We start from the raw sequence: 25,356 nt of genomic DNA on the forward strand, positions 1-25,356 counted from the left end.
GGATGGCCGGGACAAGCCCGGCCATGACGGGGATAGCACCAGATCAACAACTGGAATCTGCACATGCCGCATCCGCTCGACAGCTTCTTCGCGCCCGCCAGCATCGCGCTGATCGGGGCCTCGCGCGATCACGAGAAGATTCCGGGGCGGCTGCTGTCGATGCTGCGCAAGAACGATTATCCCGGCAAGATCTATCCGGTGAACCCGAACTATGCCGACATCGACGGGCTCGCCTGTTATAGATCGACCGCCGAGATCGGCGCGCCGATCGATCTCGCCGTCATCGTCATCCCGGCGCGCGCGGTGCTGCCTGCGCTCGAGCAATGCGCCGTCGCCGGCGTCAAGAACGCCGTCATCATCTCCTCCGGCTTCGCGGAGGAGGGCGGCGACAGCGCCGCGATGCAGGATGCGATCGCAGCGTTGGCCAGGCGCACCGGCATGCGGATCTCCGGCCCGAACGCCGAGGGCTTTTTCAGCCAGGTGCAGCGCGTGGCGGCCACCTTCAGTCCCGCGGTGGACGTCAAGCCGGGTGTGGTGCCGCTGGTCGCGACGCAAAAGCGGATCGGCATCGTCGCGCAGAGTGGCGGCATCGGCTTTGCCTATTATCATCGCGCGCGGGCGATCGGCATCGCCGTGAGCTACGTCGTCAGCGCCGGCAACGAATCCGATCTCGGCGCCGGCGAGTTCCTGGACTATCTGGTGCAGGACACCTCGACCGACGTGATCCTGCTGTTCATCGAAGGCATCCGCGACGTCGACAAGTTTCTGGCCGCCGCGCGGCGCGCCGCCGAGGCGAGGAAGCCCGTCATCGTGACAAAAGTCGGCCGCTCCGGCGCCGGCCAGCGCGCGGCGGCCTCGCACACGGCGAGCATGGCCGGCTGGTCGGCGGCCTATGACGCGGTGTTCGCGAAATACGGTTTTATCGTCTCCAACGATCTCGACGAAGCGTTGACGATCGCGGCGCTGCTCGCCAGCAATCCGCTGCCCAAGGGCGATCGCGTCGCCGTCGTCACCGTCTCCGGCGGCGCCGGCATCTGGGGCGCGGATGCCGTGGCACTGCAGGGCTTGCAGGTGCCGGAGCTCTCCGAAACGATCCAGGCGGGGATCCGAACGCTGATGCCGTCCTACGGCACCGCGCGCAACCCGATCGACGTCACCGCGCAAGGCGTGACCTCCGGCGGATTGCAAAAGAGCGTCGACCTGCTCACCGCCTCCGACGAGGTCGATGCGGTGCTGATCGTGCTGTCACTGTCGAGCGAGGTGCGCAAGCCGTTCGACGAGGCCGAGCTGACGCCGGTACTGGCGGCGCAGAAGAAGCCGGTCGCGTTCTATTCCTACACGGTCCCCTCCGACTTCGCGCGGCGGGAGCTCGCGAAATCCGCTGTCGTGGTCCTCTCGGGTTTGACTCATGTTGGCGTCGCGATGCGGCGGCTCGTCGACTACGCGAAATTCAATCTGCCGAAACGCGCGGACGAGACGCGGTTGCCGGTGCGCGATCTCTCTGCGCATTTGAAGTCGCAAGCATTGTCCGAGGCCGACAGCAAGACATTGCTCCGCGCCGCCGGCATCGCGCTGCCGGACGAAGTGCTGGTGACGGACAAGGCCGGGCTGGATGAAGCCGTCGCCCGCGTGGGCTTTCCACTGGTGATGAAGATCCAGTCGCCCGACATCGCGCACAAGAGCGAGGTCGGCGGCGTGCGCGTCAACATCACCACCAAGGGCGAGGTCTTCCTGGCATTCGAAGCGCTGCTCGACAATGCGCGCATGCAGCGGCCGGACGCGGCGATCCAGGGTGTGCTGGTCGGTCCGATGGCGAAGAAGGGCGTCGAGATCATCGTGGGAACGATGATGGACCAGACGTTTGGGCCGATGGTGATGGTCGGGCTCGGCGGCGTCACCACCGAGCTGTTCCGCGACGTCGTCTATCGTCCGGCGCCTGTCGGTGCAGAGGAGGCCGGCGCAATGCTGGCGGGATTGAAGGCGGCGCCGCTGCTGAATGGTTTTCGCGGAGCGGCGAAGGCGGATGTCGCAGCGCTGGCGCAATTGATCGCGGATGTCTCGGTGCTCGCCGCACGGCATGCGCAGGAGATTGCGGAGATCGAGCTCAACCCGGTGCTGGTGCACGCCGAGGGGCAGGGTGTGACGATCGTCGACGCGCTCGTGGTGGGGCGGAGGTAGCGGGCCGCCGGGACGACATTGGGGAGTGTAGGAGCATCAAACAACACTGGTCGTCCTGGACAAGCGAGCGAAGCGAGCGCTGATCCAGGACCCATTACCCCAGGAAGCAGTCTTACGAAGGCTCGTTGTTACCAGCTTCGCGCCGCAACTTCTCCTTGGGGTAATGGGTCCTGGCTTTCGCCAGGACGACAGCGAAGTGTGGCAGCGCCGCGGCGCGGCCGCAATCACCTTCCCTTAAAATTCGCCGCGCGCCGCTCCTCCGTGGCCTTGACGCCTTCCTTGAAGTCTTCCGTCGCACGCAGGCGCGTCTGCTCGGCGAGCTCGTGATTGGTCGCGGCCATCACGCGGTCGGCGAGGTCGGCACGCATCGTGGCGCGGGTGGAGAGCAGGCCGAGCGGGGAGCATTCGGCGATCTCGCCGGCGAGCTTCATCGCGGCTGATTTCACCTGGTCCTGCGGCACCAGCTCGTTGGCGAGGCCCCACTTCAGCGCTTCTTCGCCGGTGACGCGTCGGCTGGTGTAGAACATCAGCTCGGCGTTGTTCTTGCCGATCAGCTCGGGCAGCGTCACGGTCAGGCCGAAGCCGGGATGGAAGCCAAGCTTTGTGAAGTTCGCGGAGAAACGGGCTTCGGGGCAGGTGACGCGAAAGTCGGCCGATACCGCAAGACCGAGGCCGCCGCCGATGGCGGCGCCCTGCACGGCGGCGACGATCGGCTTCTTGGCGCGGAAGATGCGCACGGCCTGAATGTAGAGATGGTTGATCGGCCCGAGACTGTCGGCCGGATCGCCCTTCTTCTCGGCCTCGCGCGCCTCCTGCGCCTGCCGCGCCGGATCCTGGAAATTGGCGCCAGCGCAGAACGCTTTGCCCTGCGCCGACAAAACCGAGGCACGGATCTCGATGTCGCGGTCGAACTCGTCGAGCGCGTCCGCGATCTGGTTGATCAGTGAGATGTCGAAGAAATTGAGCGGCGGCCGGCGGATCTCGATGGTGCCGACGTGTCCGACCTTCTCGACGCCGATATCTTTGTATGTGGTCATTTTGTGCCTCCAGTATCTCAGTAGCGAAGAACCACCTCTCCCGGAGGGAGAGGTCGATTTGCGCCAGCAAATCGGGTGAGGGGCTCAGCTCTATCGTGGGATCCTAACCCCTCACCCGGCGCTACGCGCCGACCTCTCCCGATGGGAGAGGTGAAGGGCGCGCGCTGCCAGAGCATCGCTCTCATCCGCACTATCGAAGTCCCAGTCCGCGGGCGATGATGCCGCGCAGCACCTCGGTGGTACCGCCCTGGATGGTGAGTTTGGGTGCGGTCTTGATGGCGAAGTCGAGCTGCCGCTCCAGCGTCTCGCGGTTGGTTGCGGTCTCCTCGACGAAGGCGGCGAGATCGCGCACCCGGTGCGGCAGCTGCTGCTCCCAGACCGTGCCGATATCCTTGACGATGGACGCTTCCACCACCGGCTCTTTGCCGGCCTGCAGCATGCCGGCAACCGAGACCGACATGCGTCGCATGGTGTGGAGCTGCGCGACGAGGCGCCCGAGGCCCTCGGCACTGCGCGTGTCCGGGTTGGGACCGATCGCGCGCACCAGTTCGGTCAGCACGTAATAGGTTTCGAGGAAGCGTTCGGGGCCCGAGCGCTCATACGCAAGTTCTGATGTCGCCTGCTTCCAGGCGCCATCGACCTCGCCGAGCACATGATCGTCGGGGATGAAGTGATCGGTGAAGACGACCTCGTTGAACTCGTACTGGCCGGTGATCTGCCCGATCGGGTTGACCTTGATGCCCGGCTGCTTCATCTTGACCAAAAATTGCGTCAGGCCGTGGCGGCGATTCTCCTTGGTCGGCGGCGAGGTCCGGAAGATCGCAATCATGTAGTCGGCGATATGCGCCGACGAGGTCCATACCTTGGTGCCGTTGATGAGATAGCCGCCGTCGGTCTTGGTCGCGCGCGTTTTCGCGGCGAACAGGTCGGAGCCGGAGTTCGGTTCGCTCATGCCGATCGCGAAGCAGATCTCGCCGCGGCAGATGCGCGGCAGGATCTCCATCTTGATGTGCTCGGGCGCGTATTTCAGCAGCACCGGCCCGCTCTGGCGGTCGGCGACGAAGAAGCGCCGCGTCGGCGCATTGGCGACGCGCATTTCCTCGGTCACCACGTAGCGTTCAAGGAAAGAGCGCTCCTGGCCGCCATACTTTTTGGGCCAGGTCATGCCGAGCCAGCCCTTGGCGCCGACCCGGCGGGAAAATTCCGGCGCGTCGGTGTCTTCGCGGTTGGGCTTGTGCGGATCGAAAGTGCCGGCGGCGATTTCCTCGGCGAGGAAGGCGCGGACTTCCTTGCGCAATTGCTCGCATTTTTCCGGCAGGCGGATCGGATCGAAACGGAGGGCAGCGGTCATTGCGGTCGTCCCCTGATCAGCGCGAGGCCACGAGCGGCCACAATTCATCGGCGCCGCGGTTTGCGACGAGCTTGCCGAGCTCGACGGCCCAGTGGCTTTCCGAGCCGAAGTCGTCGCGCCAGGCCAGCGCCCGCAGCGAATAGCGGTGCAGGATGTGCTCCATGGTGAAGCCGATTGCGCCGTGAACCTGGTGGGCGATGCCGCCGCCTTTCTCTGCGGCTTCCGCGCACCGGATCTTTGCGGAGGCGGCTTCGAGATAGACCTCGTCGTCGAACGTCTTGGCGTTCGCGATGGCATCGGCGGCAGACGTCGCCGCCGCAAGCGCTGCGGCGGATTCACCGGCGAGGCGTGCGAGATTGTGCTGCACCGCCTGGAATTTCGAGATCTTCTTCTCGAAGGCGACGCGCTCGTTGGAATAGCGCACGGAGATATCGAGCATCGATTCCAGCGCGCCGGCGATCTGGAGGCTGCGTGCGACGCCGCCCATCAGCATCAAGGTGGTCTGATCAAAACCTTTCGGCGCCGGCTTGAGGGTGACGGACTGAACCTTGTCGAGCGTCACGGTGTCGCTGTGGTCGTAGCCGACGTTGAGCCCGGCTTCGATCCGCGCCTTGGCCGCATTCACCAGCGCGATGCAAACGCCGTCCTTGCCATGCGCCAGCACCGCAAAATGCTTCGCCGCCTTGGCAAAGGGCACGCCGCGGGCGCGGCCGGAGAGCGCGCCGTCGGCACCGAGCGTGATGCGATCCTTTGGCGAGGCCGGCAGCACGGTCATCTCGCCCGCGGGCGATGCGATCTTGGCCTGCGCCAGCAGCCAGCCGGCTAGCATGGTCTCGGCCAGGGGAACGGCGACCGCAAAGCGGCCCGCAGCGTTCAGAAGCGCAAAACCGTCGGCAAGGCTGGCACCGGAGCCGCCGAGGTCGTCAGGCACCCACGATAGCGGCAGGCCGGCCTCGCTCAGCGCCTGCCACAGCGGTGCCTGCCAAGAATTCTTCTTGTCGTTGTTGATGGTTTGCGGATCGGCGAGATCGGCGAAGATTTTTTCCGCGGTCTCGACGACGATATTGTCACTCTCCGCCACAGCGTTCCCCGTGTTTTGCCATTGGCGCGTCCGCCCCGGTGGGCCAGCGCGCGGGTTCTTCTTGCGCCCGATGATCGGAAAAAGCCATGGCCCTGACAAGCGTTGATCGCAGGTCAACCTGCGGCGCAGGCATGGGCGCAAGGACCAATAGGAGGCTAATTCCGCTTAGCGGAGTTTGCTCGATTTGCAGGGCGCGGCAAACTCGCTAAACAAGGCACCGACGTCAGAGACAGGGGAAGGAAACCAGGATGGCCAAGGACAGTTTGTGCGCAATCGTGACGGGATCGGCATCCGGCCTTGGTGCCGCGACCGCGGAAATTCTCGCGCGGAACGGGGCCCGGCTCGTCATCAACTATTCCTCGAGCCAGAAGGAGGCCGAGGCCACGGCTGAGCTCTGTCGCAAGGCCGGCGCCGCGGAAGTCCTGGTCGCGCAGGGCGACGTTTCGAAGGATGACGATTGTCGCAAGATCGTCGCGGCGGCGGCCGGTTGGGACCGACTCGACGTGCTCGTCAACAATGCCGGCACCACCAAGCACGTTGCCCATGCCGATCTCGATGGCTTGTCGGCGGAAGATTTCCAGCGCCTCTACGGTGTCAACACCATCGGCCCCTTCCAGATGGTGCGCGCGGCACGCAGCCTGCTCGAGGCTGGCGCCAAGGCCTCGGGGCGGCCGTCGGCGGTGGTCAACGTGTCCTCGGTCGCCGGCATCAGCGGCGTCGGCTCGTCAATCGCCTATGCCGCGAGCAAGGGCGCGCTCAACACCATGACGTTGTCGTTGTCGCGCGCGCTGGCGCCGCTGATCCGCGTCAACACGGTGTGCCCCGGCTATATCGACACGCCCTGGTTCACCAAGGGCCGCGGCGAGGCCGGGGCAAAGCAGGTGCGCGACAGCGTGGTCGCGAAGGTGCCGCTCAAGGTCGCCTCAAGCGCGGAAGACATCGCGCAGCTCGTTTGCTTCCTCGCAATGCCGGCCTCCAGCAATATGACCGGCGAGGTCGTGCGCATGGATGCGGGGATGCATTTGATTACTTAGCTCGTCATTGCGAGCGAAGCGAAGCAATCCAGTAATCTCTCCGCGGAGACATTCTGGATTGCTTCGTCGCACCAGCGCAAAATTGCTTCGCAATTTTGTCGCGGGCTCCTCGCAATGACGGAGTGTGGGGTGGCAGCGTGCCCCACGGCCTATGCCGTCACCCTTTGATCACGCCGCTGGCCAGCAGGCGGTGCCAGATGAACAGCACCACCACTGCGCCGACCGTGGCCATGATGAAGCCGGCGCCCTGGTCGGGGCTGTAATGGCCGATGGCCTGGCCGACGAAGGTCGCCAGAAACGCGCCGGCGATGCCGAGGATGGTGGTGAGGATGAAGCCGCTCGGATTGTTCGGCCCCGGCGCGAGCCAGCGCGCGATGAGGCCGGCGACGAAGCCGACGAGGATGATCCACAACAGGCCGCCCATGCTCATGACAGTGCTCCCCTCACTTTGACGACAATCAGATGCGACCCGAGAGCTCATTCTCGGTCGGCAGCCTTCCGTCCGGCGTCAAATGATCGATCACCTGCGGCAGATACTGGCTGAGGCCGGACAGCAGCTCCTCGCGTGACAGGCCGCTCTGGGCGGACAGGCTGTCGATCTGGTCGGCGCCGAGCGCGCTGGCGAGATCGCCCGGCGCAATCGGCTTGTTCTCGCCCTTGCCGACCCAGGAATTCGCGGTGTCGCCATGGCCGCCCTGCTGGAGCTGGTTGAGAAGATCGCCGAGCCCGCCGCTGAGCACGGTGCCGGCCGCGCCGCCCGCAAGCAGGCCGCCGAGACCACCTTTGAGCAAATCGCTGAGGCCACCGCCCGCGCCGGCGCTGACCGGCGGCGGCGCAGGCGTCGGCGACGGTTGCGGCGCCGTGCCGGATTGGTTTGCGGTGATATGCTTGAACGCCTTCCAGGCGAGCAGGCCGAGCAGCGCCATGGTCATCGGCGACATGCCGCCGGAGGATTTCTCGGAGCTGGGCGCGCTGGGGCCGCGCGGGCCGTTCTGCATGCCGTTGAGGACGTCGAGTAGACCCATGGTGCTCTCCTTTGGCGTCTCGTTCGGCGAGCGCTCGCCGCTGACAGGCTCCCCCGGGGCGAAAACATATGGGGCGGTCATGACGGTTACAAGGCGGCCGCGACGCGATGGGCAGCCGGCCTCGCCTCTGCTATCGAAGGCCGGTCATTCAGGGAGCGAGGTCAGTGGTTACGGATCGACCGATTGTGGTGGCCGGCGCCGGTGCCATCGGCTGTTTCGTCGGCGGCATGCTGGCGGCCGCGGGCCGCCGCGTCGCGCTGCTGGTGCGGCCGCGGGTGAAGACCGAGATCGAGCGGTTCGGCCTGCGGCTGTCCGATTTCGACGGCTCCGAGAACAAGCTCGGTGCGGGCCAGCTCGCGTTGTCGGAGGATCCTTCGATCTTCCACAGCGCCGGCATCGTGCTGGTGACAGTGAAGAGCGCCGACACCGCCGATGTCGCGGAGCAGATCGCGCAGCATGCGCCGCAAGACGCCGTTATCGTCTCGCTTCAGAACGGCATTGGCAATGTGACGGTGCTGCGCGAGCATCTCGGCGATCGGCGTGTGCTCGCCGGCATGGTGCCGTTCAACGTGATCGCGATGGGCGAGGGCCGTTTCCACCGCTCGACCTCCGGCGACATCCATGTTGGTGAGGACGATGCGAACACAGCTCTCGCGCTCTCGGTGGCCGGCCTCAGGGTGCGCGCGAGCCGCGACATCACCGGCGTGCAATGGGGCAAGCTGATCATCAATCTGAACAATGCGCTCAGCGCGCTGTCCGACATGCCGCTCGCCGCGCAGCTGGCGAACCGCGACTGGCGAAGGCTGTTCGCGGACCAGATGGCCGAGGGCCTCGCCGCGCTGAAGGCCGCCGGCATCGCGCCGGTCTCGGCAACGCCGATCCCAATGGGATGGACGCCGGCCTTGCTGCGGCTGCCCGACGTGATCTTCAACGCGATCCTGGGACGCACGATGAAGATCGATCCCGAGGCGCGCTCCTCGATGTGGCAGGACCTGAAGCACGGGCGCAAGACCGAGATCGACTATCTCCAGGGCGCGGTCATCGCGCTGGCCGAGCAAAACAATGTCGACGTGCCGCTGATGCGCCGCATTGTTGCGCTGATCAAGGGAGCCGAAGCCGCGGGCAACGGCCCGCCCGGGCTGACGCCGCAGCAGATTCGCGGGGCAGCGTGAGTGAAGGAGGAGCGCGATGAAGCGTTGTTTGACGATTGGGATCGCGCTGGCCGTGCTCTGCGGCGTATCGACGCTCGCCGATGCAAGGCCGCCGACGGTCGTGAACTCTCCGGGCTATGACGCGCGATTGCGGGAGAGCCGCAAGGCGTTGAGCGCTTCGCCAACGGCAGCGGCGCCCGCGAGTGCGTCGGTGGCCAAACCGAAACGGAGCAAGAAGCACGCGAATTGAGGAAGGGACGCGAATCTCCATCCAACTCGTCATTGCGAGCGCAGCGAAGCAATCCAGAATCTCTCCGCGGCAGGATTCTGGATTGCTTCGTCGCAAGGGCTCCTCGCAATGACGGCGGTGGCTAGCTAGCCCTTCTTCGCCGGCTTGCTCGGCGTTGGATTGAACAACTTCTTCAAATCGTTCAAGCTTTCCGACAGCCGCGGCCATTCGCAGGAGAAGGAGCCCTTGGTGCAGGGCGCGCCCTTTCGCTGGCCGGCAGTCTGCTGCACTTTCGGCCGCTGGACCGGGACGGGCACGCGCTCGATGTCGGTTCGCAGCGCGACCTGCTGGAACTGCTGTACCTGTTGTTCCTGCTGCTCGCGCTGCTGACGCGCGGTGGCTTGGGCCGCTTCATTAATGCGGCGCTGGTTGGCGAGATAGGCGGTGTAAGCGGCGTCGATCTTCTTCTGCTCTTCCGGGGTCGGATTCGGCCCGGCGATGTCGAAGGTGCGATCCTGGAGGAAGTCGTAATAGGAATAGCCGCCGCCAGCCTTGCGGCGGCCGGCGAATTTGGCGTTGCAGTCGGCAAGCGCCGCGGTCTTCTCGGCCTTTGTCGAGGATTTTTCAGCGGCGTCGGCGCATTCCTCGAAGTCGACGGGCGCGCGCTTCCACCATTGGGCCTGGGCATGCGGCAAGGTCAGCAGAAAAAATCCTGCTGCGGCAACGAGAAGCGCCGCACGACGCGATGCAACTACGACCGACATTCTACGAGAGCATTCCTTGCAAAACTCAACCCGCCCCGAGTCGAGTCGGATTTTTGCCTCTTTATCGCCGGCTTGTCACCCATGGAACCCGGGAATTTCATGGCTGGGCTGCTGACATTTTTTGCTTGACGTGGCGCGCGAGTCACAGCCGCGCGCAGATGATGTGCTTAGACTTTTATCGATTTGAATTCGAAGGGGAATGTCCGTCATGCGAGCGTTGGCCGGTCTCGTCGCAATCGCGCTGGTGCTGATTTGCGGCCATGCCTTCGCGGCGGACGAAGCTGCGCCCAACCGCAAGCCGGTGAGAGCGGTTGCGGACGCGCGGCTCGCGGTCGGCGGCCAGGGCATTCTGCCGCTCTATCTCTCCAGCGACTGGTCGATGCCGCTGCCGGCGATCTCGCGCGCGATCATCGTGCTGCATGGACGGCTGCGCAATGCCGACGAATATTATCTGTCAGCCCACACCGCGCAGGTCGCAGCGGGCGACGACGGCAAGCGCGCGCTCATGATCGTGCCGCAGTTCTTGGCGGAGATCGATGTCGAGGCCCACAAGCTGCCGGCCGATATGCTGCGCTGGTCGCTGGAGGGGTGGGAGGGCGGTGACGCCGCGCTGGCGCCCAATCCGGTCTCCTCGTTCGAGGCGCTCGATGCGATTCTGGCAAAGCTCACCGACCGGCGCATCTTCCCGAACCTGAAGCAGGTCGTGATCGCCGGCCATTCCGGCGGCGGCCAGGTCGCGCAGCGCTACGCCATCGCCGGCAAGGGCGAGGCGGCGCTGTCGCGCCAGCACATCGATGTCCGCTACGTCGTCGCCAACCCGTCGTCCTACGCCTATTTCAGCGCCGAGCGGCCGGTGTCCGCCATCGCCGCCTCCTGCCCGGGCTACAACAATTGGAAGTACGGCATGGACGAGCGGCCGCCCTATCTTGCGAACGTCACGCCGACTGCGCTCGAACAGCGCTATGTCGAGCGCGAGGTGATCTATCTGCTCGGCACCCTCGACACCAATCCGGAGCATCCCGCGCTCGACAAGAGCTGCATGGCGAAGGCGCAAGGGGCCACGCGCTACGCCCGCGGTCACGCCTATGCGGAGGCGATGGCCAAGCGCAACCACGGCACGCCTAATCACCGGCTTTGGGACGTCGCGGGCGTCGGCCACGACGCCGACAAGATGCTGACCTCGACATGCGGGCTCGCGGCACTGTTCGATAGTCCGGGCTGCGGCGCGGAGCGCTGATGCGCATGCGTTGAAGGCTTACGTCTTGAAGGCTTGCGGCTTGAAGGCTCGTCTCCGGCTGTTACACTTCGCACCGTGAACGCCTCATCGTGAGGCGGCGCCAAGAAGACGAAGTGGAAACGCCTGATGCTGCTGCCCCTGTCCGACGTGCCGCGCTGGTACGCTGAACGCAAACCACACGGCACGATCGCCGTTCGTCACGGGCAGGATACGCTGACATGGGACGAGCTCGAGCGTGGCGCCAACCGGCGCGCGCGGGCGTTCATGGCTAGGGGCGTCAAGCCCGGTGACTTCGTCGCGATCGGTTTGCCCAACGGCAACGCGTTCTTCGAGACCTCCTTTGCGGTGTGGAAGTGCGGGGCGACGCCGACCTCGCTGTCGTGGCGGCTGCCGCGCGGCGAGGCCGCCGCGGTGCTCGATATCCTCAAGCCGGCGCTGGTGGTCGGCGGCGAGGCCGATTGGAACGCGCCGAACCGCCTGCCCGCGGATTTCGTGCCGCAAGGTTTTTCGGACGAGCCGCTCAATCCGCCGGTGGCGCGCTACTGGAAGGCCATGACCTCGGGCGGCTCGACCGGCCGGCCGAAGGTGATCCTCGATCACCATCCAGCGGTGACCGACACCGTGGCCGCGCCGCCGCTCAACATCCCCTTCGGGGTCTCGTTGCTCAATCCCGGTCCGCTCTATCACAATGCGCCGTTCATCGTGTCGCATTACGCGCTGTTCACCGGCGGCCAGCTCACCGGCCTCGTCAAGTTCGACGCCGAGGAGACGCTGCGGCAGATCGAACGCGAGCGCGTGCAATGGGTCAATTTCGTGCCGACCATGATGCACCGGATCTGGGCGCTGCCGGAGAGCGTGCGCAATGCTTACGATTTGTCGAGTCTTCAGACGGTCTTCCACATGGCAGCGCCGATGCCGCCCTGGCTGAAGGAGAACTGGATCGCCTGGCTCGGCCCTGACAGGATCTGGGAGCTCTATGGCGGCACCGAGCGCCAGGGCTCCTGCATCATCTCCGGTACGGAATGGCTGACGCACAAGGGCTCGGTCGGCAAGATCGGCGACATGGCGAAGCTTCGCATCATCGGCGAGGACGGCAACGACGTCGCGCCCGGCGAGACCGGCGAGATCTACTTCCTCAACAATGACGGCAAGGACGCCACCTACCACTATCTCGGCGCCGAGCCGAAGCGCCGCGCCGACAGTTGGGAATCGCTCGGCGATATCGGCCGGCTGGATGCGGAAGGCTATCTCTATCTCGGCGACCGCCTCGCCGACATGGTGCTGCGCGGCGGCGCCAACATCTATCCGGCCGAGGTCGAGGCCGCCGTCTCCGCCTGCCCCGGCGTGCGCTCCTGCGTCGTGGTGGGATTGCCCGATCCGGAATTGGGCCAGCGTGTCCACGCCATCATCGAGCCGGAGCCGGGCGCGGACGGTCAGGCGCTCGCCGACGGCATGGCGGATTTTTTGAGGGACAGGCTCAGCCGTTACAAGCATCCGGAGAGCTTCGAGATCGTCAGCACCCCGCCGCGCGATGATTCCGGAAAAGTCCGCCGCACCCTGTTGCGCGACGAGCGCGCGGCGTGGATGAAGCAGGGGCGCGCCTTCCGGATTTGGCCGGCCAAGGCGCGGGCGCACGCCGATTGAGACACATCACGGAAGGACTGACCAAATGAGCATCACCATCGCTGCCAACAGCGTGCCGAAGCCGCCCGCCGACATCATCGAGGGCTTTCGCGGCGCGCCGACTTCGGTGATTTCCGACAATCTCGCCCGGCTGCCCGGCGCGGTGGGACTGAAGCCGTATCATCGCGGCGGCAAGCTGGTGGGGACGGCCTTCACGGTGCGCACCCGTCCCGGCGACAATCTCGCCATCCACCGCGCGCTCGAGCTAGTCGGTCCCGGCGACGTCATCGTGGTCGACGGCGGCGGCGACGAGACCCGGGCCCTGGTCGGCGAGATCATGAAGAACATCGCGCAATGGCGCAAAGCCGAGGGCTACGTCATCGACGGCGCGATCCGCGATGTCGCGGCGTTCGCAGCCAATGACTTTCCCTGCTACGCCCGCGCCGTGATCCACCGCGGCCCCTACAAGAACGGCCCCGGCGAGATCAATGTGCCGGTGACGATCGGCGGCAGCGTGATTGCGCCCGGCGACATCGTCGTCGGCGACGAGGACGGCGTCGTGTCGTTTCCCGCCGCGGGTGCTGCCGCGCTGCTCGAAGCCGTCCGCGCCCAGGTCGCGCGCGAGGAGGAGACCATGAAGGCGATCCGTGAGGGCCGTTACCAGGGCTCGTATGGAAAATCCTGATCAGGCGAGAACGAAGGGGAGGATGGCGTGAGCCAGAAGGACGAATTCCATAACATCGATAATCCCAGCGATGGATTGTTTCGCGAGCTCGCGGCGGGAGTGACCACGCGCATCTTCTCGGGCGAGCAGGCGATGCTGTCGGTGGTGACGCTGGCCCCGCATGCGCAGGGCACGCTGCATCATCATCCCGAGGAGCAATGGGGCGTGCTGCTCGACGGCTCCGCCGTCCGTGTCCAGGGCGATGAGGAAATCCCGGTGAAGAAGGGCGATTTCTGGCGCACGCCCGGCAACGTGCCGCACACCATGCGCGCCGGCCCCGACGGCGCCCGCGTGCTGGACATCTTTAGTCCACCGCGGCCAGAATACAGAAAACCGGGGTCGGGCTTCGGGACGGCCTAAGCGCTTCGCGCTTAGGTTATTTTCTTGAGCATGATCTTTCGGAAAACCGCTGCACACTTTGCGCTAACGCGGCCCTTCGGGTCCGGATCATGCTCTAGCGCCGACGAGCAAAAGCCGGGCGCAACAACAAGGGAGGGGACCATGACGATCACACGACGCACGCTCTTGGCCGCACCGGCCGTTCTCGCGATGGCGCCGGCAGCGGCGCAGGCCGGCAAGATCACGCTGGTGGTGCCGTTCCCGCCGGGCGGATCGACCGACGCCATGGCGCGCCTGTTGCAGTCCAATCTGCAAACCAAGCTTGGCCGCATCGTCGTGGTCGAGAACAAATCGGGCGCCGCCGGCGCGCTCGGTGCGGCACAGGTCGCCAAGAGCCCGGCGGACGGCTCGACGTTCCTGGTGACATTCGATTCCCACGCAGTGATCCCGGCCATCCTCGACAAGCCGCCGGTCGACGTCGAGCGCGAGCTGATGCCGGTCCTGCTGGTGGGCACCGCTCCTTACGTGATCGCCGCGGGCGCCGGCCGTCCCTATAAGAGCTTCGCGGACGTGGTGGCGGCCTGCAAGGCGTCCCCCGGTGCGGTGAAATACGCCTCCGTCGGCATCGGCACGCTCGGCCATCTCGCCATGACCGTGCTCGGCAGCAAGGCCGGGGTCGAGATCATGCACGTACCCTATCGTGGCGGCGGGCCGGCGATGAACGACGTGCTCGGCGGCCATGTCGATCTCATCGCGGGATCGGCGGCGCTGGTCGCAGCCCAGCTCGGCACCAACATGCTGCGGCCGATCCTGCAGCTCGGCCGCACGCGGCTGCCGGCCTTGCCGGACACGCAGACCGCGATCGAGGCAGGCTTTCCGGATTTCGAGACGCTGGCCTGGTGGGGCATCTTCGCGCCCGCAGGCACGCCGCCCGACATCGTGGCCGCCATGGCGATGGCCTCCAAGGAGATCCTGAGCGAGCCCGCGACCGCCGCTCAGCTCAAGGACACGCAGCACATGACGTTGCTGCTCGAGGACGGCGCTGCCTTCAAGACCTTCTTCGACAAGCAGGTCGCCTATTGGGGCAAGGTGGTCAGGGACAACAATATCAGGGCGTAGCCGAGCGCCGTTTCATGGCCCGCGCAGGGGGCGTGCGAAGCTGAGCTCATGGCCGTCGGGGTCGGTGAGATGGAAATAGCGTTCGCCCCATTCCGCATCGCGCGGCGTGGTCGACGGCTGCCATCCGGCGGCGCGCGCCTGCTCAAAGGTCGCGTCGACATCGGCGACATAGAAGATGACGCGGCCCCACCAGGACCAGCGCTTGTCGTCCGGCTGTGCCGTCAGGTTGAGATAGCCGGTGCCGGCGCGAAAGCTGGTAAATGCTGCGGCTTCGCCGCCATGGAGGAGCTCGAACCCCAGCGAACGGTAGAAGCGCACGGCGCGCGCCATGTCGTGCGTGCCGAGCGTGATGGCGCTGATGCTTTCGATCATGTGGGCTGCTCCGCAGAGAGGGATCCGGGAGGAGATTGTACAGCCGCCTCGCTTCCCTTGACGACAACCCGGCCCGCGATGCGGCTGGCGAACGGCATCCTGCTCTGCTAAGAGGGGACCGAACCCGCAGCGTTCGGGTTCCGCGGTCCCGTAGCTCAGCCGGATAGAGCGACGGTTTCCTAAACCGTAGGTCGGAAGTTCGAGTCTTCCCGGGATCGCCATAATCTCAGATACTTAACGCATCGCTCGCCAGATGCTGGGTGCGCCTCGCGCGCATATTCCTTATCCTTTAGCTTCGCCCTCGTGTTCGCCTGCCGTGACCCTGCGGCTGGCAATGGCAACGCCATATCATTCGACTAGCGGGAAAGTAGCGCCAGGACTATCATGCTCGCTCTGCGATTGAATATCCGGACGCCTGTTCATAGCGAAACAGCCCGCAATCATTTCCGCGAACTCGCTCATCATCATTCTTTTTGGAAAGTTCTGGCGGTGATCAAGCAGAAGTCAAATAGCCGCGGCGGGATCGGGCCGCGTTCATTTCTGGACCACAATAGAGAGTTCGAGCGCTGGCTGCGTTCCCAATGCAAGGTCGTCGAGCGCGACCTCGACGAAAAGCACAAAAAGATGAAGGACGACCCGTTCGTCTTCCTTCGTGCAACCTTCTTCCGCTGGGCCAGGTCTATCGAAGCGCTCTGCCCGGAGTTGACGGACGCGCCGCGCGTGCCGTCCGTGGGGGACACCCATATCGAAAATTTCGGGACTTGGCGCGACGCGGAGGGACGCCTCGTCTGGGGCGTCAACGATTTCGACGAGGCCGCGAGCATTGCCTATCCCTTCGACCTCGTGCGCCTTGCGACAAGCGCCCGGCTCGCGCCAAAGGCCAAGAAAAAGAAGGCGAGGGCCATGACCCACGTTGGCAATGGTGATGCCGCAAAGGCGATTCTCGATGGTTACAAGAAGGGGCTCAAACAACCGCGGCCCTCGCTCCTGGATGAGCAGGCGAGCTGGATGCGCGCTTACGTGACATGCACCGACGACGAACGCCATGAATTCTGGGGCGACGTGGAGAAATATCCGCGAGCGAAGCCACCGTCTGCTGTTGCCGCAACACTCCGCAAGAAATTACCGCCCGGTGCCGCATTCGATCGCTTCGCGACGCGCGTGGCAGGTGTCGGCAGCTTGGGCCGGCCGCGATTCCTCGCCATTGCCGATTGGTGCGGCGGCCAAATCGTCAGGGAAGCTAAGGCGCTGGTGCCGTCGGCCTGGGATTGGGCGCATGATCGGAAAGGCAAGCTGCGCTTTCTCGACCTCGCGAAAGGTTCGCATCGAGCTCCCGATCCACACCTCGTGCTCGAACGCCAAAATGGCTTCGTGATCCGGCGCCTTGCGCCCGACTCCCGCAAGATCAATCTCGGGGATCACGCGAACATGAGCCTGGAGCTCGATCTGCTCAACGTCATGGGCTTTGACATCGGCGCCATTCACGCCGCGACGGCAGGCGCATCGACCACGATCGCCGCAGACCTGATTAAACGCGACAACGATTGGCTGCATGCTGCTGCAAAGGCCGCCGCCGCATTCGTCGAAGATGATTTCGAGGAGTGGCGCAGGCACGGTTGACCGGCGAGCGGCGGGCTCCGATCACCTCCGCGCTTTGCCCGGTTGGTGCAAGATTTGCTACAAGATTTGCTATAGGCAGGACGGCGACTAAGGTCGCACGGCCGCCATCTGCAATGCCTGGCCACAATTCTGGAGACCACAATGCCTTTCGACTTGATCCTGCGCGGCGGCCGTGTGGTCGATCCGTCCCAGAAGCTCGATGCCGTGACCGATGTCGCCTTTGCCGGTGGCAAGGTCGCTGCGATCGGCAGCGGGCTCAAGGCCGATCCGGGCACCGAGGTCCGTGACGTCTCGCGCTACATCGTCACGCCGGGGCTGATCGATCTGCACACCCATGTCTATTGGGGCGGTACCTCGCTCGGCATCGATGCCGAGGAATTCTGCCGCCTCTCCGGCGTCACCACGGCGGTGGACACCGGCAGCGCCGGGCCCGGCAATTTCGCGGGTTTTCGCAAGCATGTGATCGAGCCGAGCCAGGTCCGCATCCTCGCCTATCTGCACGTCTCCCATGCCGGCATCTTCGGTTTCTCGCACCGGATCATGGTCGGCGAGAGCGAGGAGCTGCGGCTGATGAATCCGGTCGATGCGGCCAAGGTGGCCGATGCCAATCGCGACCTCATCGTCGGCATCAAGGTGCGCGTGGGCCTGCATTCGTCGGGCACGTCGGGGACCGTGCCGCTCGACATTGCGCTGGAGGTTGCCGACGAGGTCGGCATGCCCCTGATGGCGCATATCGACCATCCGCCGCCGAGCTATGAGGAAGTGTTGGCGCGCCTGCGTCCCGGCGACGTGCTCACCCACGCGTTCCGGCCCTTCCCCAATACGCCGGCGACTGCGCAGGGCACGGTGAAGAAGGCGGTGCTGGATGCGCGCGAGCGCGGCGTGCTGTTCGACATCGGCCATGGCAAGGGCTCGTTCGCGTTCAAGACCGCGCGCGCCATGCTCGCCAACGGCTTCTATCCGGACACGATCTCCTCCGACATTCACATGCTGTGCATCGACGGCCCGGCCTATGACCAGGTCACGACCATGTCGAAATTCCTGTGCATGGGCATGGAGCTGCCGGATGTGATCGCCGCCTCGACGGTGAATGCGGCGATGGCGCTGCGGCGCCCCGAGCTCGGCAGCCTCAAGCCGGGGTGCGTCGGCGACGCCACGCTGATCTCGGTCAAACAAGGTCAGTTCGATTATGAGGACGTCGTCGGCGAGCACCTGATCGGTAACAGGAAGATCGTCTCCGAAGGCGTCGTCATCGGCGGCCGCTGGTGGCATCCGAATTGATGATCGCTAGCCCTGCTCGCGATAGAATTGGAGCAGGCGCGCGCCCGCCGGCGAGAGCCAGTCGGGCGCACCCGTGATGTAGCCCTCGACGCGGCCGCTCATTCCGACGAGATAGGTGATGGGCATGCCGACGAGCGAGAACATCGCGGTAGATGCTTCGGCCGCTGTGCCATAGGCATCGATATAGCAGGCGAGATTTTGCACGGCGAGGCCGCCGAGATACGTGCGGATCTTGCGCAGGTCTTTGGTGTCGGTGCAGATCGCGACGATGTCGAGCCGGTCGGGCCGTGACGCAGCAAGGCTTGCGAGCGCGGGCAGATCGAGCCGGCAGGCGGCGCACCAGGTGGCCCAGAAGTTCACCAATGTGATGTGGCCCGGCTTGGCCGTCACGACGGCGTCCCGACCGTGCGGGTCCTGAAGCCTGAGCTGTGGCATCGGCGCACGGGGCCGCACTACCGTAAATTGGCTGCGGCCGGCTTCGAACACCGGCGGCCAGCTGTCCTGCGCGCCACTTGAGCGCAGGAAAGCGAGATAGGCCGGCGCGGCCATCAGAATCGATCGTCGCGACAGCACCGCAACGCTTGTGCGCGCAGCATCACGCATGGATATAAGCCCAGCCTTTCAGCTGCAGGTCGACCACGCGCCCGATGCCGAACGGGACGAGGCTCGCGCCCGATATCAACGGGATCGAGACCTGCTCCTTGGCCTCCGCGATCGCCTTGGACGAGGCGCACATGCTGTAGGTGAGGTTCGGCAGCGACTGTCTCAGCGTCGCCAGCGGCTCGACCAGCGGAGTCTTGTCGGCCCTGAAGACGTCGATGCCTTTGCCGTTGGCAACGACCTCGATCAGCAATCTCGCCCCCCTCTCGGCAAAATGCTTGGAGAGATTGGCGGAATAACTGATCGCGTGTCCCATGACATAGGGCTCGTTGCTGTCGATCAGGATCACGACGCCGTCGGCGAGACGATCTTCCTTGGCCGCGGCGGGGCCGCCGGCCGTGAGGATTGATGCGCCGGCGAGCAGCCCCCTGCGGGACCATCCGTTGGCTGAGATCATGGCTGTGGCGACCGGTCAGAACTGACGCGGTGCAATTGGCGCCTTGCTGTTGCGTCCCCACAGCACGAACAGGCTGAGCGCCAGCAGGACGACGTTGAGCGGCGCGATCGGAGCCTCGCCGCGCGAAAGGTGGAAGACCAGCGCGAACACCTGCAGCACGGAACAGCCCAGCGCGGCCAGCACCGTCAGCCGCGGCAGGATGCGTGTTAGGGCCGGCAGCAGAATGCTGATCCCGCCGGCGAGATCAACCAGCGCGACGAAGCGGACGAAGGGCTCGGAATACTGGCCTGCCCAGGGCATCATCGCCGCAAGCTGGGGAATGGGTGTCGTCAGCTTGACCAGCCCCGCCGAGATGAAGACAAAGGCGAGGAGGACCTGCGCGACCCAGAGGCCGATGCGCAAGGCGCGCCCGGGGGCGGCGGTCTCGATGGTGGTGGTGGTGGTGGACATGGTGGTTCTCCAGGGGATGTGAGGGTTGCCACCATTTGATAGTTTCACCATTCTTGATCATTATCTGTTCCAGGATCGGTTTATTTCCTGGGTGTTGATGATCTCATGGATTCTTTGGTCAGCATGAGGGTGTTTTGCCTGGTCGCCGAGCTGAAGAGCTTTGCGACTGCGGCGCAGCGCCTGCGCATCTCGCCCGCCATGGCGAGCAAACATGTGATGCAGCTCGAGAAGCGGCTTGGCACCCGGCTGTTGAACCGGACCAGCCGGCGCGTCAGCCTGAGCGAAGGCGGCGCGCTCTATTTCGAGCAGGCGCGGCAGATGCTCGACTCGCTCGACGAGGTCGAGGCCGCCGTCAGCAAGGCGACCGTTGTTCCACGCGGCACGCTGCGGCTGACCGCGCCGGTGTGGATGGCGAACGCGATCTTTGCCGGCGTGCTCGCAGACTATCAGGCGCGCTATCCGGACGTGCGTCTCGATGTCGATCTCAGCGGACGGCTGGTCAATCTGGTCGAGGAGGGATTCGACCTCGCCTTGCGCGCGACCGGCGCGCCCGACGAGGCGTTGATCGCGCGGCCCATCACCAGAGTCCCGTTCTATTTGGTTGCAGCCCCTGCGTTTCTCAAACGCGCCGGCCGCCCGGCGACCTTTGCCGATCTCTCCGGACAAGCGCTGTTGCACTACGCGCTTTATCCCGGCGAGAGCTTCTCCTTCCAGGGCGAGCACGGCCCCGAGACCGTCAAGCTCAATCCGGTGCTGCGCAGCGCCAACGAAACGCTGCTGCACATGGCTGCGCTGGAGGGCATGGGCCTCGCCTTCCTGCCGAAATGGCTGGTCACTGATGACATCGCCGCCGGACGTCTCGAGCACCTCATGTCCGAGCAGGTCATCTTCGAGGGAAAGCTGTTCGCGGTCTATCCGAGCCGCAAATATCTCTCAGCGAAAGTGCGGACCTTCATCGACTTCATCGCCGCCGACAAGCGGATGAAGTGAACGGCTACAACGACCTCGCGATCAACAGCTTCATGATTTCGTTGGTGCCGCCGTAGATCTTCTGGATGCGGGAATCGATGAAGATGCGCGAGATCGGATATTCCTGCATGTAGCCATAGCCGCCGAACAGCTGCAGGCATTCGTCGGCGGTCTCGACCTGCTTCTCCGAGCACCAATATTTCGCCATCGACGCCGTGACCGTGTCGAGATCTTTGGCGATCAGGCGCTCGATGCACCAGTCGACGAAGACACGCGCGATCATCGCCTCGGTCTTGCGTTCGGCGAGGGTGAAGGCGGTGTTCTGGAAGTCCATCAGCGGCTTGCCGAAGGCTTTGCGCTCCTTGGTGTAGTCGGTGGTGAGCTTGACCGCGCGCTCCATCGAGGCGACGGCGCCGACCGCGAGCGCGAGGCGCTCCTGCGGCAATTGCTGCATCAGCTGCACAAAGCCCTGGCCTTCCTCCTTGCCGAGCAGGTTTTCCGGCGGCACGGTCACGTTGTCGAAGAACAGTTCCGACGTGTCGGAGGCGTGCAGGCCGATCTTGTCGAGGTTGCGCCCGCGCTTGTAGCCGTCCGCGCCGGCGGTCTCGACCACGATCAGCGAAATGCCCTTGGCGCCCGCCTCGCCGGTACGCGCGACCACGATGACGAGATCGGCGGCCTGGCCGTTGGTGATGAACGTTTTCTGACCGTTGATGACGTAGGAATTGCCCTGCTTCTTCGCCGTGGTCTTCACGGCCTGCAAATCCGAGCCGGTGCCGGGCTCGGTCATGGCGATGGCCCCGACCATCTCGCCCGAGGCCATCTTCGGCAGCCAGCGCTTCTTCTGCTCCTCCGAGCCGTAATTGAGGATGTAGTGCGCGACGATGGCGCTGTGCACGGAAACGCCGGTCGTCAGCTCCGGCACCGTACTCTCGAGATCGTCCAGAACGGCGGCGTCATAGGCGAAAGTGGCGCCAAGGCCGCCGTATTCCTCCGGCACGCTTGCCAAGAGCGCGCCCATCTCGCCGAGCCCGCGCCAGGCGAAGCGGTCGACCATCTTCTGCTCGCGCCATTTTTCGGCGTGCGGCGCCAGGTCCTTGGCGAGGTATTTCCGGAACTGGTCCCGGAAGATTTCGAGCTCTTCGGTCATCCAGGAGGAGCGGTAGGACATGGAAACCTCGATCGGTGATGTCGCGCCTTGCGACAGCCAGCGCGTCAGGCCTGCCACAACGGCCGGCATGGGCGCAAGGCTGTCCCCTTGGTATGCCATTCGAGATCGCCGCGAATTGTGTTTTCAGGCTGCGCCCGGTCTAGCCGCCATGTGCGGTCTTGCCGCCGTCGATGACGAACTGACCGCCAGTCGTGTAGGGATGATCGTCGGAGGCCAGCACGAGCGCAAATGCAGCGATCTCCTCGGGCGTTGCCACGCGCTGCAAGCCCGGAACGTTGGATTTGGCCCATTGCGCGATGCCGACGTGCCAGGCTGCATCGGGCAGATTCTCCATGCCGGCGAGCCGGCGAATCATCGGCGTGTCGGTGGTACCGGGAACCAGCGTGTTGATGCGGATGCCATGTTTTGCGTAGTCGAGTGCCGCAGCCTGGACCAGGCCGACCAGTCCGCGCTTGGCCGCCGAATAGGCCGAGCGTTTGGCTGTCGTGGCAACGGCGTTCGACGACGCCGTGACGACGATCGCGCCGCCTTTCTCCAGCATGTGAGGGATCTCATACTTCATCGACAGAAATACGCCGCGCAGGTCGGTGCTGATCACGTCGTCGAATTCGGCCGCGCTGTATTCGTGAAGGGGACGCTCGATGGAAATGCCGGCATTGTTGAAGGCGACGTCGAGCCGTCCGTAGCGTTCGATCGTCTTGTCGACCAGCGCCTTGATCTCGGCCTCGTTGCGGACGTCGGCGCGAATGAAGATCGCGTCGCCGCCGGCCTCGCGCACCTCGTTCTCCACCTGTTTGCCGCGCTCGGCGTTGCGGCCGCAGAAGGCGACCTGGCCGCCTTCGGCCGCGAACATCAGCGTCGCGGCGCGGCCGATGCCGGAGGTGCCGCCCGTGACGATGACGACCTTGCCCTCGAATCGGCGCTTGCCGCTGGGCTTCTGCTGCGGCAGCGTCGCGCTCTGGCCGAGCGCCACGCCTCCAGCGAGGCCACCGACGGCGCCCGCGAGCATGCCGAGCGCGGCGCCTCCGACCAGATGACGCCGCTTTACGGGACTGCTTGCGGTGATATCCTGCATTTCGGTCATTTCGAACTCCGGGGCCACTCATCTAAACAGTGTTAAGATGGATATGCCGCAATCTGAACAGTGTCAAGTTACATGAAGAAACACGCCAAGCGCGGTGCCGGTGCGACGCGGCCAAAGCCGGAGCCCGGTTATCATCACGGTGAATTGCAGGAGGCGTTGATCGCCGCGAGCGAAGCCATTCTCGCCGAGCAGGGTGCCGAGGGTTTCACGCTGCGCGAAGCCGCGCGCCGCGCCGGGGTCTCGCCGGCTGCCCCGTCGCACCATTTCGGGAACGCGCAGGGGCTTCTCACCGAAGTCGCGATCCGCGGTTACGACGCGCTTGCCGGCGCCTTGCGCGAGGCGGCATCCGGCAAGCAGGGTGCGCGCGACAAGCTCCATGCCCAAGGACTTGCTTATGTCGATTTTGCGCTGACACATCCCGGCCGGTTCCAGATGATGTTTGCGAACAAGCGCCTCGTGGCAGACGATGCGCGTCTGAGGCAGGCGAGCAGGGCCGCCGGTCACGCGTTCGAGATCGTCGTCGCCGAGCTGGCCGCCGGGACGGCGAAGGAGGCGAAGACAGCGGCTGCGGCGGCCTGGTCCACCGTTCACGGCTTTGCCAAGCTTGCGCTCGAGGAGAAATTCGGCTCTGTGAAGAACGAGGCCGGACGCCGCGAGATCATGATGACGCTCGACCAAGTCCTGAACTATCTATGGCCGGCGAGCGGCACGCGCCGTTGAGTGAGGGCCTGACGACGTCATGACAAGCAAGACGACCGAACTCAAGCTCGACATCGAACACATCGGCACGGTGTCCGCAATCCTGACGCTGCCGGCCCATGCGCGCGCCTGCTACGTCCTTGCGCATGGCGCGGGTGCGGACATGCGGCATTCCTTCATGGAGAAGGTCGCGGACGGCCTTGCGGAGCGCGGCATTGCGACATTCCGCTTCAATTTTCCCTACATGGAGGAGAAGAAGGGGCGTCCCGACCAGCCGGCCGTCGCGCACGCCGCCATCCGCGCGGCGGTCGCTGAGGCCGCCCGGCTCTGCCCCGGCATCACGCTCATCGCCGGCGGAAAATCGTTCGGCGGGCGCATGACATCACAGGCGCAGTCCAAGGCTGCATTGCCTGATGTCAAAGGGCTCGCCTTCCTCGGCTTCCCCTTGCACGCCGACAAGAAGCCGTCCTCCGAGCGCGCCGAGCACCTCGCCGGCATCGCTATCCCCATGCTGTTCTTGCAAGGCACCCGCGATGGGCTTGCCGATCTGGGCTATCTCAAGCCTGTCGTCGAGAAGCTCGGCCCGCAGGCGACGCTGCATCAGGTCGAAGCCGGCGACCATTCGTTTGCGGTGCTAAAGAAGTCCGGCCGTACCAATGATGAGGCGCTCACCGAGGTGCTGGACGCGCTCGCGGCCTGGATCGACGGGCTCGCCTGAATCTCAGGCCGAGTAAAGCCCCTTGTCGCGCGCCTTCTGGATCGCGAGCGCGGCGATCAGGTCGAGCGTCGGCGTCGACAGGCCGGCGGTGCGCGCGAAGGCAGCGGGCGCCTTCACCAGCACGTCGATCTCCATGGCGCGGCCGAGCTCGTAGTCCTGCAGCAGCGACGGCTTGTGGTTGGGGGCGGGGCCGCTCCGGGTCACGCGTTTGACCTCGGGAATGAAATGCTGGGCAATGTCATTGGCCTCGTTCAGCATGCGCGGAATGACTTCAGTGAAGGCGGGGTCGTCGCGCACGCCGCGCGCGGTCTGGCCGGTGAGCAGGCACAGCACCGACAGCGACATGTTAGTCAGCAGCTTTGGCCAGATCGCCTCGCGGATCTCGGCCACCGGCGGCGATTCCAGCCGGGCATCGTTGAAGACGCCGCGCAGCTTGGTGATGCGCTCGCAATTGCGGTCGTCGCATTCCCCGATCAGCAGGCGGTTGCGGTCCGGCGTCAGGTTCTGCACCACGCCGGGCGCGATCACCTCGTTGGAGGAGAAGACGACGCCGCCGACGATCCGCTCCTTCGGGATGCAGGCACGCAACCGACCGCCGGGATCGAGGAAGGAAATGTCGGGCGGGGTCGGGTGCCGCGGCGGCAGGCCGATGCCGTACCACCAGGGAATGCCGTTCTGCGCGAACACGATCGCTGTGTCGTCCTGGAGCAGCGGCTTGATGTTGGAAACCAGTCCCTGAAGTGCGGTTGCCTTCAGCGTCGAGATCACGACGTCCTGCGGGCCGAGTTGGGCCGGATCGCCTGACGCGTTCACCTTGGCGCTGACCTCGGAATCGCCGACGCGCAGCTTGAGGCCGCCTGCGCGCGCCGCCTCCAGATGTGCGCCCCGCATCACGCACGAGACCTCATGGCCGGCACGTGCGAGCCGGACCGCAATGTGGCTGCCGACGGCGCCCGCGCCGAAAATGCAGATGCGCATGTGATGTCCCGTCCTGATCCCTTGGTGCCATCAGCTGCCAGCATGACACAAGCCGCCATGCGATG

At 65.2% G+C, this 25,356-nt stretch carries 27 protein-coding genes and 1 tRNA gene; 15 read left to right on the forward strand and 13 right to left on the reverse strand.

Translation table 11 applies throughout. The features are described 5' to 3' along the window. The first annotated feature begins 63 nt into the window (after positions 1 to 63). Positions 64 to 2,178: an acetate--CoA ligase family protein gene (locus BLV07_RS30915; protein WP_091893503.1), complete on the forward strand. Its 2,115-nt coding sequence runs from the start codon at positions 64 to 66 to the stop codon at positions 2,176 to 2,178. A 224-nt stretch (positions 2,179 to 2,402) separates the two neighbouring features. Here the strand turns inward: BLV07_RS30915 and BLV07_RS30920 are convergent, their stop codons facing one another. The 3 genes from BLV07_RS30920 to BLV07_RS30930 all read right to left on the reverse strand — a co-directional run bounded on the left by BLV07_RS30920 (position 2,403) and on the right by BLV07_RS30930 (position 5,647). Continuing rightward, the gene (locus BLV07_RS30920; RefSeq protein ID WP_091893505.1) at positions 2,403 to 3,215 is read right to left on the reverse strand and encodes an enoyl-CoA hydratase/isomerase family protein; all 813 of its coding nucleotides are present in this window, start codon (positions 3,213 to 3,215) and stop codon (positions 2,403 to 2,405) included. A 190-nt stretch (positions 3,216 to 3,405) separates the two neighbouring features. Next, positions 3,406 to 4,566: an acyl-CoA dehydrogenase family protein gene (locus BLV07_RS30925; RefSeq protein ID WP_091893507.1), complete on the reverse strand. Its 1,161-nt coding sequence runs from the start codon at positions 4,564 to 4,566 to the stop codon at positions 3,406 to 3,408. 16 nt (positions 4,567 to 4,582) lie between these two features. Continuing rightward, positions 4,583 to 5,647: an acyl-CoA dehydrogenase family protein gene (locus BLV07_RS30930; RefSeq protein ID WP_091893509.1), complete on the reverse strand. Its 1,065-nt coding sequence runs from the start codon at positions 5,645 to 5,647 to the stop codon at positions 4,583 to 4,585. 248 nt (positions 5,648 to 5,895) lie between these two features. Here BLV07_RS30930 and BLV07_RS30935 point away from each other — a divergent pair, with 248 nt between their 5' ends. Continuing rightward, on the forward strand, positions 5,896 to 6,681 hold the full coding sequence (locus BLV07_RS30935) for an SDR family NAD(P)-dependent oxidoreductase (RefSeq protein ID WP_091893511.1): 786 nt from the start codon (positions 5,896 to 5,898) through the stop codon (positions 6,679 to 6,681). Between the two features lie 157 nt (positions 6,682 to 6,838). Here the strand turns inward: BLV07_RS30935 and BLV07_RS30940 are convergent, their stop codons facing one another. Next, a complete protein-coding gene (locus BLV07_RS30940; RefSeq protein WP_176945871.1) occupies positions 6,839 to 7,111 on the reverse strand; it encodes a GlsB/YeaQ/YmgE family stress response membrane protein in 273 nt (90 codons plus the stop codon). A 28-nt stretch (positions 7,112 to 7,139) separates the two neighbouring features. Next, complete coding sequence (locus BLV07_RS30945; RefSeq protein ID WP_091893574.1) at positions 7,140 to 7,706, reverse strand: YidB family protein; 567 nt, start codon at positions 7,704 to 7,706, stop codon at positions 7,140 to 7,142. Between the two features lie 164 nt (positions 7,707 to 7,870). On the opposite strand from BLV07_RS30945, the gene BLV07_RS30950 reads away from it, so the two are divergent. Beyond that, positions 7,871 to 8,878, forward strand: a complete 1,008-nt coding sequence (locus BLV07_RS30950) for a 2-dehydropantoate 2-reductase (protein ID WP_091893515.1) — start codon at positions 7,871 to 7,873, stop codon at positions 8,876 to 8,878. A 16-nt stretch (positions 8,879 to 8,894) separates the two neighbouring features. After that, the gene (locus BLV07_RS30955; protein WP_091893517.1) at positions 8,895 to 9,107 is read left to right on the forward strand and encodes a hypothetical protein; all 213 of its coding nucleotides are present in this window, start codon (positions 8,895 to 8,897) and stop codon (positions 9,105 to 9,107) included. A 125-nt stretch (positions 9,108 to 9,232) separates the two neighbouring features. Here BLV07_RS30955 and BLV07_RS47855 read toward each other — a convergent pair whose 3' ends face one another. Further along, the gene (locus BLV07_RS47855) at positions 9,233 to 9,850 is read right to left on the reverse strand and encodes a hypothetical protein (protein WP_176945872.1); all 618 of its coding nucleotides are present in this window, start codon (positions 9,848 to 9,850) and stop codon (positions 9,233 to 9,235) included. A gap of 208 nt (positions 9,851 to 10,058) precedes the next feature. On the opposite strand from BLV07_RS47855, the gene BLV07_RS30965 reads away from it, so the two are divergent. The 5 genes from BLV07_RS30965 to BLV07_RS30985 all read left to right on the forward strand — a co-directional run bounded on the left by BLV07_RS30965 (position 10,059) and on the right by BLV07_RS30985 (position 14,892). Beyond that, positions 10,059 to 11,087 carry an alpha/beta hydrolase gene (locus BLV07_RS30965; protein WP_176945873.1) on the forward strand — a complete coding sequence of 343 codons (1,029 nt, stop codon included), beginning with the start codon at positions 10,059 to 10,061 and terminating at the stop codon, positions 11,085 to 11,087. A 126-nt stretch (positions 11,088 to 11,213) separates the two neighbouring features. Further along, positions 11,214 to 12,731: an AMP-binding protein gene (locus BLV07_RS30970; RefSeq protein ID WP_091893521.1), complete on the forward strand. Its 1,518-nt coding sequence runs from the start codon at positions 11,214 to 11,216 to the stop codon at positions 12,729 to 12,731. 25 nt (positions 12,732 to 12,756) lie between these two features. Next, a complete protein-coding gene (locus BLV07_RS30975) occupies positions 12,757 to 13,395 on the forward strand; it encodes an RraA family protein (protein ID WP_091893523.1) in 639 nt (212 codons plus the stop codon). A 27-nt stretch (positions 13,396 to 13,422) separates the two neighbouring features. Beyond that, positions 13,423 to 13,794, forward strand: coding sequence for a cupin domain-containing protein (locus BLV07_RS30980; protein WP_091893525.1), 372 nt, complete (start codon positions 13,423 to 13,425; stop codon positions 13,792 to 13,794). A 141-nt stretch (positions 13,795 to 13,935) separates the two neighbouring features. After that, positions 13,936 to 14,892 (forward strand): tripartite tricarboxylate transporter substrate-binding protein, encoded by a 957-nt coding sequence (locus tag BLV07_RS30985; protein ID WP_091893527.1) that lies wholly within the window; start codon positions 13,936 to 13,938, stop codon positions 14,890 to 14,892. A gap of 12 nt (positions 14,893 to 14,904) precedes the next feature. Here the strand turns inward: BLV07_RS30985 and BLV07_RS30990 are convergent, their stop codons facing one another. Then, positions 14,905 to 15,264, reverse strand: a complete 360-nt coding sequence (locus BLV07_RS30990; protein ID WP_091893529.1) for a VOC family protein — start codon at positions 15,262 to 15,264, stop codon at positions 14,905 to 14,907. A gap of 144 nt (positions 15,265 to 15,408) precedes the next feature. Between BLV07_RS30990 and BLV07_RS30995 the strand changes: the two genes are divergently transcribed. The 3 genes from BLV07_RS30995 to BLV07_RS31005 all read left to right on the forward strand — a co-directional run bounded on the left by BLV07_RS30995 (position 15,409) and on the right by BLV07_RS31005 (position 18,165). Continuing rightward, positions 15,409 to 15,485 (forward strand) — tRNA-Arg (locus BLV07_RS30995). A gap of 268 nt (positions 15,486 to 15,753) precedes the next feature. After that, complete coding sequence (locus tag BLV07_RS31000; protein WP_091893531.1) at positions 15,754 to 16,884, forward strand: DUF2252 family protein; 1,131 nt, start codon at positions 15,754 to 15,756, stop codon at positions 16,882 to 16,884. 141 nt (positions 16,885 to 17,025) lie between these two features. Further along, complete coding sequence (locus BLV07_RS31005; protein WP_091893533.1) at positions 17,026 to 18,165, forward strand: amidohydrolase/deacetylase family metallohydrolase; 1,140 nt, start codon at positions 17,026 to 17,028, stop codon at positions 18,163 to 18,165. Positions 18,166 to 18,171: 6 nt separating this feature from the next. On the opposite strand, the gene BLV07_RS31010 is transcribed toward BLV07_RS31005, so the two are convergent. The 3 genes from BLV07_RS31010 to BLV07_RS31020 are packed head-to-tail and all read right to left on the reverse strand — an operon-like array spanning position 18,172 to position 19,672. Further along, the gene (locus BLV07_RS31010) at positions 18,172 to 18,768 is read right to left on the reverse strand and encodes a TlpA family protein disulfide reductase (protein WP_091893535.1); all 597 of its coding nucleotides are present in this window, start codon (positions 18,766 to 18,768) and stop codon (positions 18,172 to 18,174) included. Continuing rightward, complete coding sequence (locus BLV07_RS31015; RefSeq protein WP_091893537.1) at positions 18,761 to 19,222, reverse strand: DsrE family protein; 462 nt, start codon at positions 19,220 to 19,222, stop codon at positions 18,761 to 18,763. The genes BLV07_RS31010 and BLV07_RS31015 overlap by 8 nt, the downstream gene beginning before the upstream one ends. A gap of 15 nt (positions 19,223 to 19,237) precedes the next feature. Continuing rightward, positions 19,238 to 19,672 carry a DoxX family protein gene (locus tag BLV07_RS31020; RefSeq protein ID WP_091893539.1) on the reverse strand — a complete coding sequence of 145 codons (435 nt, stop codon included), beginning with the start codon at positions 19,670 to 19,672 and terminating at the stop codon, positions 19,238 to 19,240. Positions 19,673 to 19,777: 105 nt separating this feature from the next. Between BLV07_RS31020 and BLV07_RS31025 the strand changes: the two genes are divergently transcribed. After that, complete coding sequence (locus BLV07_RS31025; protein ID WP_091893541.1) at positions 19,778 to 20,662, forward strand: LysR family transcriptional regulator; 885 nt, start codon at positions 19,778 to 19,780, stop codon at positions 20,660 to 20,662. A gap of 4 nt (positions 20,663 to 20,666) precedes the next feature. Here the strand turns inward: BLV07_RS31025 and BLV07_RS31030 are convergent, their stop codons facing one another. After that, a complete protein-coding gene (locus BLV07_RS31030; protein WP_091893577.1) occupies positions 20,667 to 21,812 on the reverse strand; it encodes an acyl-CoA dehydrogenase family protein in 1,146 nt (381 codons plus the stop codon). A 139-nt stretch (positions 21,813 to 21,951) separates the two neighbouring features. Next, entirely contained in the window at positions 21,952 to 22,896 is a 945-nt protein-coding gene (locus tag BLV07_RS31035) for an SDR family NAD(P)-dependent oxidoreductase (RefSeq protein WP_244551251.1), read from the reverse strand. A 72-nt stretch (positions 22,897 to 22,968) separates the two neighbouring features. On the opposite strand from BLV07_RS31035, the gene BLV07_RS31040 reads away from it, so the two are divergent. Both BLV07_RS31040 and BLV07_RS31045 read left to right on the forward strand, forming a co-directional pair. Continuing rightward, a complete protein-coding gene (locus BLV07_RS31040) occupies positions 22,969 to 23,616 on the forward strand; it encodes a TetR/AcrR family transcriptional regulator (RefSeq protein WP_091893543.1) in 648 nt (215 codons plus the stop codon). Between the two features lie 19 nt (positions 23,617 to 23,635). Next, on the forward strand, positions 23,636 to 24,313 hold the full coding sequence (locus tag BLV07_RS31045; RefSeq protein ID WP_091893545.1) for an alpha/beta hydrolase family protein: 678 nt from the start codon (positions 23,636 to 23,638) through the stop codon (positions 24,311 to 24,313). Positions 24,314 to 24,316: 3 nt separating this feature from the next. On the opposite strand, the gene BLV07_RS31050 is transcribed toward BLV07_RS31045, so the two are convergent. Then, positions 24,317 to 25,291, reverse strand: a complete 975-nt coding sequence (locus tag BLV07_RS31050) for a ketopantoate reductase family protein (protein ID WP_091893547.1) — start codon at positions 25,289 to 25,291, stop codon at positions 24,317 to 24,319. Between the last annotated feature and the right edge of the window lie 65 nt (positions 25,292 to 25,356).

Source organism: Bradyrhizobium sp. Rc2d, from assembly GCF_900099855.1.
Lineage (GTDB): Bacteria > Pseudomonadota > Alphaproteobacteria > Rhizobiales > Xanthobacteraceae > Bradyrhizobium.

Excerpts from the sequence above, each read along its gene's own strand:
- BLV07_RS30915 (WP_091893503.1), top strand. The coding sequence starts at position 64 with ATGCCGCATCCGCTCGACAGCTTCTTCGCGCCCGCCAGCATCGCGCTG.
- BLV07_RS30920 (WP_091893505.1), bottom strand. The coding sequence starts at position 3,215 with ATGACCACATACAAAGATATCGGCGTCGAGAAGGTCGGACACGTCGGC.
- BLV07_RS30925 (WP_091893507.1), bottom strand. The coding sequence starts at position 4,566 with ATGACCGCTGCCCTCCGTTTCGATCCGATCCGCCTGCCGGAAAAATGC.
- BLV07_RS30935 (WP_091893511.1), top strand. The coding sequence starts at position 5,896 with ATGGCCAAGGACAGTTTGTGCGCAATCGTGACGGGATCGGCATCCGGC.
- BLV07_RS30940 (WP_176945871.1), bottom strand. The coding sequence starts at position 7,111 with ATGAGCATGGGCGGCCTGTTGTGGATCATCCTCGTCGGCTTCGTCGCC.
- BLV07_RS30945 (WP_091893574.1), bottom strand. The coding sequence starts at position 7,706 with ATGGGTCTACTCGACGTCCTCAACGGCATGCAGAACGGCCCGCGCGGC.
- BLV07_RS30955 (WP_091893517.1), top strand. The coding sequence starts at position 8,895 with ATGAAGCGTTGTTTGACGATTGGGATCGCGCTGGCCGTGCTCTGCGGC.
- BLV07_RS47855 (WP_176945872.1), bottom strand. The coding sequence starts at position 9,850 with ATGTCGGTCGTAGTTGCATCGCGTCGTGCGGCGCTTCTCGTTGCCGCA.
- BLV07_RS30965 (WP_176945873.1), top strand. The coding sequence starts at position 10,059 with ATGCGAGCGTTGGCCGGTCTCGTCGCAATCGCGCTGGTGCTGATTTGC.
- BLV07_RS30970 (WP_091893521.1), top strand. The coding sequence starts at position 11,214 with ATGCTGCTGCCCCTGTCCGACGTGCCGCGCTGGTACGCTGAACGCAAA.
- BLV07_RS30975 (WP_091893523.1), top strand. The coding sequence starts at position 12,757 with ATGAGCATCACCATCGCTGCCAACAGCGTGCCGAAGCCGCCCGCCGAC.
- BLV07_RS30985 (WP_091893527.1), top strand. The coding sequence starts at position 13,936 with ATGACGATCACACGACGCACGCTCTTGGCCGCACCGGCCGTTCTCGCG.
- BLV07_RS30990 (WP_091893529.1), bottom strand. The coding sequence starts at position 15,264 with ATGATCGAAAGCATCAGCGCCATCACGCTCGGCACGCACGACATGGCG.
- BLV07_RS31005 (WP_091893533.1), top strand. The coding sequence starts at position 17,026 with ATGCCTTTCGACTTGATCCTGCGCGGCGGCCGTGTGGTCGATCCGTCC.
- BLV07_RS31010 (WP_091893535.1), bottom strand. The coding sequence starts at position 18,768 with ATGCGTGATGCTGCGCGCACAAGCGTTGCGGTGCTGTCGCGACGATCG.
- BLV07_RS31015 (WP_091893537.1), bottom strand. The coding sequence starts at position 19,222 with ATGATCTCAGCCAACGGATGGTCCCGCAGGGGGCTGCTCGCCGGCGCA.
- BLV07_RS31020 (WP_091893539.1), bottom strand. The coding sequence starts at position 19,672 with ATGTCCACCACCACCACCACCATCGAGACCGCCGCCCCCGGGCGCGCC.
- BLV07_RS31025 (WP_091893541.1), top strand. The coding sequence starts at position 19,778 with ATGGATTCTTTGGTCAGCATGAGGGTGTTTTGCCTGGTCGCCGAGCTG.
- BLV07_RS31030 (WP_091893577.1), bottom strand. The coding sequence starts at position 21,812 with ATGTCCTACCGCTCCTCCTGGATGACCGAAGAGCTCGAAATCTTCCGG.
- BLV07_RS31035 (WP_244551251.1), bottom strand. The coding sequence starts at position 22,896 with ATGACCGAAATGCAGGATATCACCGCAAGCAGTCCCGTAAAGCGGCGT.
- BLV07_RS31040 (WP_091893543.1), top strand. The coding sequence starts at position 22,969 with ATGAAGAAACACGCCAAGCGCGGTGCCGGTGCGACGCGGCCAAAGCCG.
- BLV07_RS31045 (WP_091893545.1), top strand. The coding sequence starts at position 23,636 with ATGACAAGCAAGACGACCGAACTCAAGCTCGACATCGAACACATCGGC.
- BLV07_RS31050 (WP_091893547.1), bottom strand. The coding sequence starts at position 25,291 with ATGCGCATCTGCATTTTCGGCGCGGGCGCCGTCGGCAGCCACATTGCG.